This is a genomic window from Rossellomorea vietnamensis (assembly GCF_025398035.1).
Lineage (GTDB): Bacteria > Bacillota > Bacilli > Bacillales > Bacillaceae_B > Rossellomorea > Rossellomorea vietnamensis_B.
In genome coordinates this window covers 1733517-1745932 of record NZ_CP104558.1, presented here as the reverse complement: position 1 = coordinate 1745932, position 12416 = coordinate 1733517, and the positions used below count along the sequence as shown (strand labels likewise).

The following is a 12416-nucleotide window of genomic DNA, read 5'->3' as shown; positions in this document are numbered from 1 at the left end:
GGGGCGGTTCATGATGAAAAAGATGACCGAACGACATCCATATAAAAGAGGACTTAAATCGTAAAGGGGTTTTATATGTGAAGCAGTCATTACTTGTCATTGATGTACAACAGGAGTTAGTGGAAGGAAACGAAAAGGAACAGGCGGTCTTTCAAAAAGAAAAACTGCTCGAGACTATCAACAGAGTGATCGGCAAGGCGAAGGAAGCGGACGCCCACATCGTCTTCATCAGGGATAAAGACGTCGCAGGTGGTACCGGCGAAGGGTTCGGGGTACATCGGGACCTTGAGATCCCGGATCATGCAGAGGTATTTGATAAGCTCGCTACCAACTCGTTTTACGGGACGCCGTTACTTTCCTTTTTAAAAGAAAAAGAAGTAGGGCATATCGTGATTGCGGGTTGTCAGACCGAGCACTGCATCGATACGGCTGTCCGTTATGCGACGGTAAGCGGATTCGATGTCACCCTGGTAGCTGACGGCCATTCCACCAAGGACTCACAAGCCTTGAAGGCGGAGCAAATCATTGCCCATCATAATGTCGCTTTAAGGGGTCATTACAATGTGGATCATTTTTCGGATGTAAGGCCATCCAATGAGGAACTGTTCCAGCCAAAGCATGATGAGTATCGGAAGGAATATGGAATGTAGAAAGTACGAGCCCGCTTCATTTGATGAAGTGGGCTTTGTTATGTCATGGACAAGCACGGTTTGACAATCAATATTCTTCCAGTTAAAATATGAATGTATTCATAAATGAACGCGTTCATATTTTTATAATCAAAGGAGCATTGATCATGGCAGGATTACGTGAAGATAAAAAACGGCAAACCCAGCTAAACATCATGGAATCAGCAAAGAACATTTTTTCTCAAAAGGGATTCGAAACGGCTTCCATGGTTGAAATAGCGAAGGATGCAGGAGTGGGGACCGGTACCATCTACAATTATTTTCCTTCTAAGGGGTCTTTGCTATTGCGGATTTTCACTGAAGAAGCGGAGGGGATGAAAGAAGCGCTTCAAGATCCGTTTTCCTCAGAAGATGGTGGAGATCTGGTAGAAAGTGTGGTTGGTGCCATGCAGGGATTTGCAGCATTTTTTCAGCATTATCCGAAAGCATTTTGGCGCGAGCTTTTTCACGTGATGACGGGAGAAGTGGAAGAGAGCATCCGGTTGAGACAGGGGTTATTCGGCATTGATGAAGAGATGATGAAGTGGGTCATGTATTTAATCGAAAGGCATTCGGATTGCTTTGCCGTAAAGGTCGATCCGGAAGAAGCGGCTTATGCCATCTATAGTGCCGCCATGTCCGATACGATGTTCTATATGTATAACGAAGAAATGGATCATCAAGCGTACAAGGAGCAATTGGCGAGGCACATCCGATTTTTATTTGAAGGAAAAATGAAACCGGGAAAGAAGGAATGAACATGAGCATCTTGAGCATCAATGGAGTTCATAAAACCTATCAAAGCGGCCAAACGACCTTTCAGGCACTGACGGATATTCATGTAGAGGTGGAGGAGGGGGAGATTGTCGTCATCCTCGGTCCCTCGGGTTCAGGGAAGTCCACATTGTTGAATGCCATTGGAGGCATTGATGCAATTGATTCAGGGAGCATTGTGGTCAATAAGAAAAACATCGGCCGATTGAGTGACCGAGAGCTTGTGGATTATAGAAGGGAAGACGTTGGCTTTGTCTTTCAAATGTATAATCTGATCCCGAATTTAACGGTCTATGAAAATATCGAATTGACGGCGAATATCAGCCGGGAGTCAATGTCTATTCCGGAGGTGATTCATGCTGTTGGATTGTCGGGGATGGAGGAACGCTTTCCCCGGGAATTAAGCGGAGGGCAGCAGCAAAGAGTCTCGATCGCCCGTGCCGTCGTGAAAGCTCCGAAACTATTATTATGTGATGAACCGACTGGAGCATTGGATTCGGTCACATCGAAAGAAATTCTGCAGTTGATCGAGAAAGTGAATAAAGAATTTAACACGACAGTCCTGATCATCACCCACAACCAGGCAATCAAAAGCATGGCGAACCGGGTCATCACATTGAAAGATGGAAAGGTAGAATCCGACTTTGTCAATGAACATCAAACCTCCGCTGAAGGGGTTGAGTGGTGATGCCTCTTCGGAAAAAGCTGTTTCGGACCATAATAGAAAAAAAGGCGCAGTTCTTTTCAGCGTGGTGTCTGATTGTCATCAGCTCCATCGTGTTTTACGCATTCACAGTAGCCGGAGCGAATCTCATTGATAATCTCCAAATATTTTTTACCGAGAATAAAGTAGAAGATGCTCAGTTCATGACCCAGCAGCCTTTGAATGAAATCGAAGAAATTGAAAATCAGAGTGGCGCGGTAATCGAGCAAAGGATGGCAATTGATCTTCCATATAGTAAAGATTCGACTCTCAGGTTGTTGGGTGAGACGGATGATCTCAATCTCCCCACTGTAGTGGAAGGGGAAAAGCTATCGTCGGACCGTGATATATTAGTGGATAAAGGTTTCGCCAAAGCTCATGATGTGGCGATTGGAAACATGGTTGAACTGGGAGGGGAAACGTTCCATGTTACAGGCTATATGGCTATTCCGGATTACATCTATCCATTAAAGGATGAAGCAGGCTTCCTGAAAAACCCTGATGCATTCGGTGTCGCCGTCGTGAAACCATCTGTTTTATCACAGTGGGAAAATCACCGGATTTACTATAGTGTCCGTCTATCGGATGTTTCCCCGGAAGAACTGAAAAAGCAAATCAATCAAACGAATCAGATCATTAAATGGACGGATAAAAAAGATAATAATCGCATTTCCTTCATCAAAGGGGATATTGCCGGTGTCAAAAAGATGGGGCAATTTCTTCCGATCGGTATTTTATTCATTAGTATGGTGATCATTCTTATATTATTGTGGCGCTTAATGAAGAAGGAATATGTACAGATCGGTACATTGTATGCCCTCGGCTACAGGAAAAAGGAAATTATCCGTCATTATCTTTCTTACGCCGGAATTCTTGCTACCACAGGAAGCGTGGTCGGTACGATCCTTGGCTGGATATTCCTGCATCCATTGCTATCCACTTTCGCGGCTTATTATAATCTGCCCGTACTGGATGTGAAACTGCATGTGGGTTATTTACTTGTGAGTATCTTCCTGCCACTTGTGCTGTTCCTCCCGTTCACCTATTACTTGGTTCACCGTGTCTTGAAGATCCCGCCGGTGAGTTTGATAAAAGGTGGAGAACGAAAGGTCAAAGTGAGCAGGATGGAGCGGTTGTTTAAAATGAAGAAGCTGCCGTTCCACCGGAAATTCGTGATTAGGGAAATCATGAGAAACCTTCCCAGGGCACTGTTTTTGATCATAGGTGTGATGTTTGCGACATTATTATTGTTGTTCGGATTCGTCACCAAGAATTCGATGGAGTTTCTCGTGACCGATAATTTTCAACAAGTATACGACTATGAGTATAGCTATCTATTCAATGCTCCCAAGACCAAAGAGCCTGACTCTGGACAGGTGGGATCCGTGGCACCATTTACCACAGATGAGGAGAGCGTGATGATCACTGGCCTAAAGCCGGATAATACAGCCATTCGATTGCAGGATGCAAGCGGGGAAAGGCTTACATTCGATTCGGTGGTCATGAATAAATCACTCTCAGATAAATTAGGGGTTCAAGAGGGGGATTCGATTCATGTAACAAATGAATTGACGGACAAATCCTTTACTCTCACCATTGATCACATCGCTGAATCCTATCTTGGAAATATGATCTATATGCCCCTCGATGAATTCAACCGATTAAATGATTATCCGTCGGGAAGTTATACGGAAATTTATTCAAACAAAGAACTCCACTTGTCGGAAGATCAGATTGTCTCGATGACAAAGTCATCCGATACGATTGACGGTTTCAAGGAAATGATCAAGCCGTTGAACTATGGTGTGGCAGCGATTGCCTTTGTTGCGGCGATCATTGCGGTAATCATCATCTATATATTGATTTCATTATTAATCGAGGAAAATTCATTCAAAATTTCACTCATGAAAGTCATCGGCTACCGGGAGAAGTCGATCATGAACATGATGATCGGCTATAACATTTGGTTTATCATCCTTGGGTATGCGATAGGCATTCCCGTGACGATATTCTCGATTTCAGCCTTTATGAATTCCATCACTTCAGAAATGAATGTGACGATTCCTGTCAGGCTGGATTGGATGAGTGTCATTATCAGTTTCATCATCATGATCCTATCGTATTATGTTTCCCTGTGGCTGAATCGCCGGAAAGTAAAAGGGATATCGATGAAAGAAGCGATTAACCGGAGTACGGAATAGAATCTGTGGTTTGACGTTAAAAAGTTAAAAGGGAACGTGGCATTAAGATTGCCACGTTCCCTTTTATTTATCGTTCGATCCTTGACAAACCGGACAATGGTAAAGTCTTCTTGAAGCGGCTCCGGCTACCGTCTTCTCGATTTCGCTTCCACAGATGAAGCAAGATTCCCCTTCACGGTTAAAGACCCAGTGACGATAGCGGGATCGCTTCACACCTTTGTCTTTCAGTTTCTGAGCAAGGACGGGATCATTGGTGATACCTCCAGTTTCATACGATTGCTTTACTAAATCCATCATCGCATGGGCAGCTTTGTTTAATTGATCTTCAGTACAGTCGACAGGCCTGAAGGAAGGATGTATGCCGGCAATAAACATAATTTCTGATCGCAAATAATTCCCGATTCCGGCGACAAAACCTTGATCAAGCAATAAAATCGACCATTTCCGGTTTCGGAATCTTTTGTCCTTCATCCGTCCAACCAGCTCATCTATGGATACCTCTTCGCTTAAAAGGTCTGGCCCGACTTTTGAGATGAATGGGTGAGATGGCACCTCTTCATCTCTGAGAACCTCGATATCCGACGCGCTATAGAGAAGGGCGGATTTTTTCTCGTTATGAAGGGCTAATCGAAGCTGGCGATTTGTTTTCGGGTAATTGTAGGTGTTTCTGATATACCATTTTCCGTAAAGTTGATTGTGGGAGTAGATGGTGTATCCATTGTCAAAGCGGATGAGCATGGCTTTTCCTTTCGTATCGACTCTTGTCACGTTAGACCCCTTCAGCAGTTCTCCATAGTCCTTTAAATGAGGGAAGGCAAAATAAACATCTTCCACTGTTTTATTTATAAGAGCACGCTCAACGTTATCGGCTGCTCTTCTGATTTCTGGACCTTCTGGCATGGCGGTTTCTCCTTTTTTACAATAGTTGTTCCCTAATTATACCTTCATGTAACCATTGGATGGGTTGGGCTACATTATCGGTTTCAGGGTCTTGACATTATTCCGATATATTGATAGAGTTTTAAAAAATCAAAATATTTTCTTATCCAGAGAGGTGGAGGGACTGGCCCTTTGAAGCCTCAGCAACAGGTCTGCGAAGATACTGTGCTAATTCCAGCGGGTGATTCAAACCCTGATAGATAGGAGCAATCTTTTATTTGTCGGTGACGCACTCGTTCAGGGTGCGTTTTTTGTTTGTTCACTCATTCCTCAATTAACTTAGAAGGAAGGGTGTTTGTATGGAAAACGCAGGACAGAGTTTCAAAAGAAAGATGAAGACACGGCATTTAGTGATGCTGAGTCTTGGAGGGGTGATCGGAACCGGGCTTTTCTTGAGTTCGGGTTATACCATTCATCAGGCTGGTCCATTTGGGACGATCCTTGCATATTTAATCGGTGCGCTGGTGGTGTATCTAGTGATGCTGTGTTTAGGCGAGCTATCTGTCCATATGCCGGAGACCGGATCCTTTCATAGTTATGCTGCAAAATTCATTGGTCCGGGGACCGGTTATACAGTGGGCTGGTTATATTGGCTGACATGGACGGTGGCATTGGGGTCGGAGTTCACGGCGGCCGGCTTGATGATGCAGCGCTGGTTCCCTTCGATTAGTGTATGGATTTGGAGCGCGGTCTTCGCTGCGTTGATTTTTTTCCTTAATGCATTGTCGGTGCGTTTTTTTGCTGAATCTGAATTTTGGTTTTCTTTAGTGAAAGTGATTGCGATTGTGGGGTTTATTGTGATTGGGGCAGGGGCGATATTCGGGTTCATCCCCCTTGGTCATTCAGAGCCCGTTCCATTTTTCTCGAATATCACCGATTCAGGGTTATTTCCGAACGGGGCATTTGCCATCTTGATGACCATGCTTGCCGTGAATTTTGCTTTTTCAGGAACAGAACTGATCGGAGTAGCGGCGGGAGAAACAGAGAATCCATCCAGATCGATTCCTAAAGCCATCCGCACTACGCTTGTGAGATTGATTCTCTTTTATGTAGGGACGATTGTCGTGTTATCTGCATTATTACCGAGCCAGTCAGCCGGTGTATTGGAAAGCCCTTTTGTCGCAGTGCTTGGACGGATTGGAATTCCTTTTGCCGCAGATATCATGAATTTTGTCATTATCACGGCTATCTTATCAGCGGCAAACTCAGGTCTGTATGCTTCTTCCCGAATGCTATGGTCTCTGGCTGATAAGCAAACGATCTCCCCGATTTTCGCTAAATTGACTGATAGGGGGATCCCTCTTAATGCGATTGTGTGTAGCATGCTTGGAGGGGGACTGTCCTTGCTTTCAAGCATCATTGCACCGGGGACGGTCTACATCGTATTGGTTTCGGTCTCAGGTCTTGCCGTCGTGATCGTGTGGATGAGCATCAGTGCTGCTCAATTTCTATTTCGAAGACAATACATAAGGGAAGGAAACGATGTGAAAGACCTGGCCTATCGGACGCCGCTCTATCCACTGGTTCCCGTTGCATCATTTCTGCTTTGTCTCGCTTCCTGTATCGGCATTGCCTTTGATCCCACTCAGAGGATCGCCCTTTATTGCGGGATCCCGTTCATCGCCGTTTGTTATGGAAGCTATTATCTGACACAATCCGTGAAGAAAAGAGGTACAGATCATGTCGAAGCAACTGAAGCTGAATCCCATTGAGGAGATTTTACAAACACATTCCCTGATGATTTTGGATGGAGCATTAGCCACAGAGCTGGAATCCCATGGCTGTGATTTAAATGATCCCCTTTGGTCAGCCCGTGTACTCCTTGAAGAACCGGAAGCGATTGAGAAGGTTCATGCTGATTATTTCCGTGTGGGAGCCGATTGTGCGATTACAGCCAGCTACCAGGCATCGGTGGATGGTTTTCTGAAGCGTGGAATAGAGAAAACGGAAGCGCTGGAATTAATCAAGAAAACAGTTACTCTTGCCAGACAGGCTCGGGATGACTTTTGGAAGGAAAAGAAGGTGAATTGGGATCGTCCGAAACCAATCGTCGCCGGTTCTGTAGGACCTTACGGGGCATACCTTGCTGACGGCTCTGAATATGTAGGGGACTATGGTGTAAGTGATCAACTTTTAGCAGATTTCCATTATCCGAGAATCAAGGCATTAGTGGAGGCGGGTGCTGATGTGCTGGCATTCGAAACCATCCCATCTTTGCAGGAAGCAAAAGTACTCGCTTCGCTTTTAAAAGAATTTCCGGAAACTTGGGCATGGCTGTCTTTTTCATTAAAGGATGGAGAGACGATAAGTGATGGAACGGGGATTGAAGAGTGCGCGCGGGTGTTCAATGATCATGAACAAATCGCTGCGATTGGTGTGAATTGTACACCGATTCCTGCGGCTAAGTTTGCGATGAACGTACTAAACAAGCATACTGATAAGCCAATCATTGTGTACCCGAACTCAGGTGAAACGTACGATGCTGAGACTAAAACGTGGAATGGGGAGGAAGCATGTTGTGAGTTTGATGAAGATTCAGTAGTTTTGTATGAAGCAGGAGCCCGTATCATTGGTGGTTGCTGCCGTACACATCCGGGGGATATTGAGGCGTTGGCGAAGAGGTGGAGGTAATCCATATGCTTACATGCAAAGGCCCAAGTGGTGAACCACTTGGGCCTTTGCATGATTATGGCTACTATTATTGAATAGAAAACCTCTCTTTGGCGAGATATAGGGGTGGGTTACGTGCCCCTCCCACTATGGCAAGGCTCCCCTTCGTTCAATTAGTCGATCATTCCCACAATTCTTTCACAAATCTCATGGGTGATCAAAGAATCCTCGATGGAAGGGTCCGGTTCCTGCCCTTTTTCCACACAGGCGAGGAAGTGATCGACCAGATCGTAGAATCCCCGTTTATACAGTGTCGGCTCCCAGTCACCAAAGGAGGAAACACTCTTTTCTTTGTTATGGTAGTGAGTCGTTTCTACAAGACTGTCGACGACGTACTTATGATGTCCGGCAGAGTATTCAATGATTTCTTCCGTCACGCCTCCGTCACGATTCATGATGCCGACTGCCGTACAGTCCTCACCGATGAGCTGTATGACGAGGTGGTGAAGGAGATCTCCTTTTTTAAAGGATTGGACCTTTACATCTTTTACAGTTGAATCCATCAGGAAGCGGAGAGTGTCTACTACATGAATGAAATCTTCGACAACAAATCTTCTTGCCTTGTCCGGTGCAGCAAACCTATTTTTCTGCATCAACAAGAAGCTCGGTTTTCCGTGCTCTTTCAGTTCCTTTACCTTTGGAATGAAGCGTCGGTTCAATCCAACCATGGCAATCTTCCCGTTCTCTTTTGTAAGTTGAACGATTCGTTCGGTTTCCCTGAAGTTGAGGGAGATCGGTTTGTCTATGTATACATGAATGCCGTGCTCAAGGAGCTTTTCCGATATTTCGTAGTGGGCTTCAGTGGCAGTACTGACGAAGGCAGCATCGATGTTTGCTGCTATCAGTTCTTCAACCGTCTGAACCCTTTTCTCCACTCGATATTTATCTCCAAGTGCATGTAACGTCTTGGCATTTCTTGTGCAAAGGACCAATTCAATGCCTTCTTTTTCAGATAGGACAGGAAGATAAGCTTTCTTTGCGATATCCCCTAATCCGATAAGACCGATTTTCATCGTCTTCACCTCTTCATTTTTCTTTTATTATAGTATTCTACAATAGGATTTCAAATGTAACGCTTTCAAACTGACAGAGAGACATTCTTTCAAACACGAACAATAACTAAATTAATTAAAATAAAATTCGTATTTTGGTTGATTAAAAGAAGAGGGTTTGTTATAGTTACACCGTACCACCATTACATATCGTCACTCGTATATCCTCAGTAATATGGTCTGAGCGTTTCTACCCGGTTCCCATTATAAGAACCGGACTACGGGTTGAAGTATTCGGTTTTTACGGTTTTTTTGCCGTTTTTGCTTTTACTTTGACTTCTGAGATCTGGAACGTAGATTCACTCTACCATGACAGGTCTTTTTCTTTTGACCAAAATCAGCGGGATTCAATCACCATGAAAAGGGAGAGATTCACATGAAAAAGAAAATCGCATCACTCGCAGCAGTATCTGTACTAGGTTTATCCTTATTTACGGGATGCAGCTCAACGAAACAAACGGAAGCGAAAGAAAAAAAGGAAGAGCAGCCGATTCTGATTCAGGGGCCGATGCCCATTGAAGCTGAAAAATTCGCTGGAAAACTTAAGAATGTAAAGGAAGAAACATCCGGCTCATTCGTTTTTTATAAAGGAACGGTGGACGATTACCCGGTCATCGTTGCCAAGACGGGTAAAGGAATGGAAAATACGGCAGCGGCTACGGCTGTCGCCATTGAAAAATATGATCCCATCGCCATCATCAATCAAGGGACTTCAGGCGGTCATGATCCGGCATTGAACGTGTTTGATATCGTACTCGGGGAAAGAACTGTCAATCTTGGTTCATTAAAAACGGGGAACATGGCAGATGAAGAAGGAATCGAACCTACTGCCTGGAAGCCGATGGACCTGATGGCATCTGAAGGAAGTGCCGGGGAAGACCCTAATGCAGAAAAAATCCGTTATTACGATGGGGACGAGTCACTGCTTGCAGCGGCTGATGCCGTTAAAGATACATATAAAAAAGGCAAGGTCGTCGAAGGAACAATCGGCTCTGCTGACGTATGGAATAACGAAGTGGACCGCATACAATGGTTCCATGACAAATACGGTACATCCGTAGAGGAAATGGAAGGGGCAGCAGCGGCACAAATCGCCGGAGCATATGATGTACCTTTCCTTGGAATCCGTGTACTGTCAAATAACAAAACGAACGGCGGAGCGTACAATCCCGACACAGCAGCTGCGAACCAGGGGTATGTGTATGAAGTCGTGAAAGAGTATATTAGAGAGATGGAGTAATTCATCATAAGGGACCGACCCGTAGTCGGTCCCTTTTATATTGAAAAGTTTTACTGATTCTGTTAAAGGGAAGAACATACCATACTAGATTGCCAAGGAGGAAACTGAATGGGTAAAACAATTTTTATTACTGGCGCGGGAAGCGGTCTCGCCAAGGGAGCGTCTCTTGGTCTTGCGAAGAAGGGCCACCGTGTCATTGCGACGACAGAGCTAACCTCGCAAAAGACCGACCTGATGAGAGAAGCGGATGAACAAGGATTGAATATGGAAGTATTTAAGCTTGATATAACGAACGCAAGGGACCGCGAGCAAATATCGAAGTATGAGTTCGATGTCTTTGTAGCCAATGCGGCCATCAATGAGGGAGGACCACTCGGGGAAGTGCCGATGGACCGGTTTCGTGCACTGTTTGAAGTGAATGTGTTCGCCACCCTGGAAACGGTTCAGCTGGCGGCCCAAAAGCTCGTGAAGAAAGGAAGCGGGAAAATTGTGTTCTTGAGTTCGATGGCCGGTATCTCAGCAACGCCTTATGTTGGTCCGTATACGGCAACCAAACACGCGATTGAAGGGATTGCCCAAACCTTGAAGTCCGAGCTTGAAGAATTTGGAGTGAAAGTTGCCACCATCAATCCAGGGGCCTTCGAAACCGGATTCAATAAGCGGAGCGGGGAAGAAATTTGGAAATGGTTCGATGACGAGAAGAACTTCACCCGCAAAGAAGATATTCTGGAACAGCAGAAAGGGCTGGAAGATCAGTTCGATCCTGAAGATATGATTCAAAAGATGATTGAAATCATCCCTGCTGAAAACCATAAATTCCGTACTGTTTATCCGGAAGAAACGGAAAAACAGTTGAAACAGACACAAGCAGAGCGCTGGGAAATGGAAATCTGATTCCGTCAATAAGGAGGGAGGAGACCCTGTGAAGGGGTCCCTTCCTTTTTTGTGATACAATGGAGAAATGCAAAACCTCACACGGAGTTGATTACAATAGAAACGAAACACTATTTATATACGTTTTCATGGGAGCCGAACGAGGAGTCCTTATGTGCGTTGGAAAGACGCAGCCTGTTCGGAGAGGCTTCTGAATCTAGTATTCTTGAAAGTACAGTGAAGGTCGATCCAAGCAGAAGCCCTTTCATCCGGGAGAGACTGGAGATCATATGCGAAGGTGCTAAATGGGAAGAATTACTTCATCACATAGAGCGATTAGACGCAGTGGATGGATTTAAGGTCGTGTTTGTACAAAATCCTGATGGAGACAGAGTCGGCTTTAAGAAACTGCGGAAAATCGAGAAGGAAATCGGCATGCATCTGAAAGGCGAAGCAGAACTTGTCGATCCCCATATTTGGTACGGTGTCATCAACACCGGTGAACGCTGGGTGTTTGGGGCTTATATGAAAAATGAAGCGATATGGCTTCATCATGTAAAAAAGCCTCACAGCTATTCCACTGCACTGAGTACCCGTGTGGCAAGAGCCGTCGTGAACATTGCGGCGCCGGAAACCGAAGGCATCAAGATGATCGATCCATGCTGTGGAATCGGGACAGTCCTGGTAGAAGCCCTGTCCATGGGTATCGATATTGTAGGCAGTGACCGCAATCCGTTGATCCTTGACGGAGTAAGGGAGAATATCGCTCATTTTGGATTGGAAGGGGAAGTGTCATTAAGAGATATCAATGATGTAACCGGCAGCTACGATGTCGCTGTCATTGATCTACCTTATAATCTCTGCTCCGTCATAACGGATGATGAACAACTTGAAATGCTCAAGAGTGCGAGGCGATTCGCTGAAAAGGTCGTGGTCGTGACGTTGGAAGATGTGGATAGAAATGTTGAAAAAGCGGGCTTCGATATTGTCGACCGTTGTGAAGTAAGTAAAGGAAGATTTGTCAGACAGATACTAGTATGCGCGTAAAGAGTGTGGAAGACCACGCTCTTTTTTTATGACACTTTTTCACCAAAACAAGAATATATTTCTTTTTCTCAAAAATAATAAAGGTAAATTGAACGTTACGATGAGTGAGAGGAAGTCAGTATTATCAAGGGTTTCAGGTAATGTAAACGCATGACATTTTCTCCCTTATGACATTTGTCATGCCCAGCATATGACACCTACTACTAACACGATGCCCCCCTCTATCCTATAATGAATCCAACGCCTTAA

The 12416-nt window shown here is 44.9% G+C and carries 11 protein-coding genes and 2 riboswitches; of the genes, 9 read left to right on the top strand and 2 right to left on the bottom strand.

Translation table 11 applies throughout. The features are described 5' to 3' along the window. Positions 1–77: 77 nt before the first annotated feature. The 4 genes from N5C46_RS08960 to N5C46_RS08945 all read left to right on the top strand — a co-directional run bounded on the left by N5C46_RS08960 (position 78) and on the right by N5C46_RS08945 (position 4346). Entirely contained in the window at positions 78–650 is a 573-nt protein-coding gene (locus N5C46_RS08960) for a cysteine hydrolase family protein (RefSeq protein WP_261751753.1), read from the top strand. 146 nt (positions 651–796) lie between these two features. Continuing rightward, positions 797–1426 carry a TetR/AcrR family transcriptional regulator gene (locus tag N5C46_RS08955; RefSeq protein ID WP_261751752.1) on the top strand — a complete coding sequence of 210 codons (630 nt, stop codon included), beginning with the start codon at positions 797–799 and terminating at the stop codon, positions 1424–1426. A 2-nt stretch (positions 1427–1428) separates the two neighbouring features. Next, a complete protein-coding gene (locus N5C46_RS08950) occupies positions 1429–2130 on the top strand; it encodes an ABC transporter ATP-binding protein (RefSeq protein WP_261751750.1) in 702 nt (233 codons plus the stop codon). Beyond that, on the top strand, positions 2130–4346 hold the full coding sequence (locus N5C46_RS08945; protein ID WP_261751749.1) for an ABC transporter permease: 2217 nt from the start codon (positions 2130–2132) through the stop codon (positions 4344–4346). Before N5C46_RS08950 ends, N5C46_RS08945 begins: the two co-directional genes overlap by 1 nt. Before the next feature lie 63 nt (positions 4347–4409). Here N5C46_RS08945 and nei read toward each other — a convergent pair whose 3' ends face one another. Further along, entirely contained in the window at positions 4410–5246 is an 837-nt protein-coding gene (gene nei, locus N5C46_RS08940) for an endonuclease VIII (protein WP_261751748.1), read from the bottom strand. A gap of 139 nt (positions 5247–5385) precedes the next feature. Further along, a riboswitch (SAM riboswitch) is annotated at positions 5386–5492 on the top strand. Positions 5493–5584: 92 nt separating this feature from the next. Between nei and mmuP the strand changes: the two genes are divergently transcribed. Together mmuP and mmuM are read left to right on the top strand one after the other, a co-directional pair. Further along, positions 5585–6997: an S-methylmethionine permease gene (gene mmuP, locus N5C46_RS08935; RefSeq protein WP_261751747.1), complete on the top strand. Its 1413-nt coding sequence runs from the start codon at positions 5585–5587 to the stop codon at positions 6995–6997. Beyond that, positions 6966–7916, top strand: a complete 951-nt coding sequence (gene mmuM / locus N5C46_RS08930; RefSeq protein ID WP_261751746.1) for a homocysteine S-methyltransferase — start codon at positions 6966–6968, stop codon at positions 7914–7916. Before mmuP ends, mmuM begins: the two co-directional genes overlap by 32 nt. A 152-nt stretch (positions 7917–8068) precedes the next feature. On the opposite strand, the gene N5C46_RS08925 is transcribed toward mmuM, so the two are convergent. Further along, positions 8069–8968, bottom strand: a complete 900-nt coding sequence (locus N5C46_RS08925) for a Gfo/Idh/MocA family protein (protein ID WP_261751745.1) — start codon at positions 8966–8968, stop codon at positions 8069–8071. Positions 8969–9144: 176 nt separating this feature from the next. Next, a riboswitch (purine riboswitch) is annotated at positions 9145–9248 on the top strand. Positions 9249–9383: 135 nt separating this feature from the next. Between N5C46_RS08925 and N5C46_RS08920 the strand changes: the two genes are divergently transcribed. The 3 genes from N5C46_RS08920 (at position 9384) to N5C46_RS08910 (ending at position 12167) form a co-directional block, all read left to right on the top strand. Next, positions 9384–10247, top strand: a complete 864-nt coding sequence (locus N5C46_RS08920; protein ID WP_261751744.1) for a 5'-methylthioadenosine/S-adenosylhomocysteine nucleosidase — start codon at positions 9384–9386, stop codon at positions 10245–10247. Positions 10248–10355: 108 nt separating this feature from the next. Then, positions 10356–11141 carry an SDR family oxidoreductase gene (locus tag N5C46_RS08915; protein ID WP_261751743.1) on the top strand — a complete coding sequence of 262 codons (786 nt, stop codon included), beginning with the start codon at positions 10356–10358 and terminating at the stop codon, positions 11139–11141. A 51-nt stretch (positions 11142–11192) separates the two neighbouring features. After that, positions 11193–12167, top strand: a complete 975-nt coding sequence (locus N5C46_RS08910; protein ID WP_336275565.1) for a TRM11 family SAM-dependent methyltransferase — start codon at positions 11193–11195, stop codon at positions 12165–12167. Positions 12168–12416 lie beyond the last annotated feature (249 nt).

Excerpts from the sequence above, each read along its gene's own strand:
- N5C46_RS08955 (WP_261751752.1), top strand. The coding sequence starts at position 797 with ATGGCAGGATTACGTGAAGATAAAAAACGGCAAACCCAGCTAAACATC.
- N5C46_RS08950 (WP_261751750.1), top strand. The coding sequence starts at position 1,429 with ATGAGCATCTTGAGCATCAATGGAGTTCATAAAACCTATCAAAGCGGC.
- N5C46_RS08945 (WP_261751749.1), top strand. The coding sequence starts at position 2,130 with ATGCCTCTTCGGAAAAAGCTGTTTCGGACCATAATAGAAAAAAAGGCG.
- nei (WP_261751748.1), bottom strand. The coding sequence starts at position 5,246 with ATGCCAGAAGGTCCAGAAATCAGAAGAGCAGCCGATAACGTTGAGCGT.
- mmuP (WP_261751747.1), top strand. The coding sequence starts at position 5,585 with ATGGAAAACGCAGGACAGAGTTTCAAAAGAAAGATGAAGACACGGCAT.
- mmuM (WP_261751746.1), top strand. The coding sequence starts at position 6,966 with ATGTCGAAGCAACTGAAGCTGAATCCCATTGAGGAGATTTTACAAACA.
- N5C46_RS08925 (WP_261751745.1), bottom strand. The coding sequence starts at position 8,968 with ATGAAAATCGGTCTTATCGGATTAGGGGATATCGCAAAGAAAGCTTAT.
- N5C46_RS08920 (WP_261751744.1), top strand. The coding sequence starts at position 9,384 with ATGAAAAAGAAAATCGCATCACTCGCAGCAGTATCTGTACTAGGTTTA.
- N5C46_RS08915 (WP_261751743.1), top strand. The coding sequence starts at position 10,356 with ATGGGTAAAACAATTTTTATTACTGGCGCGGGAAGCGGTCTCGCCAAG.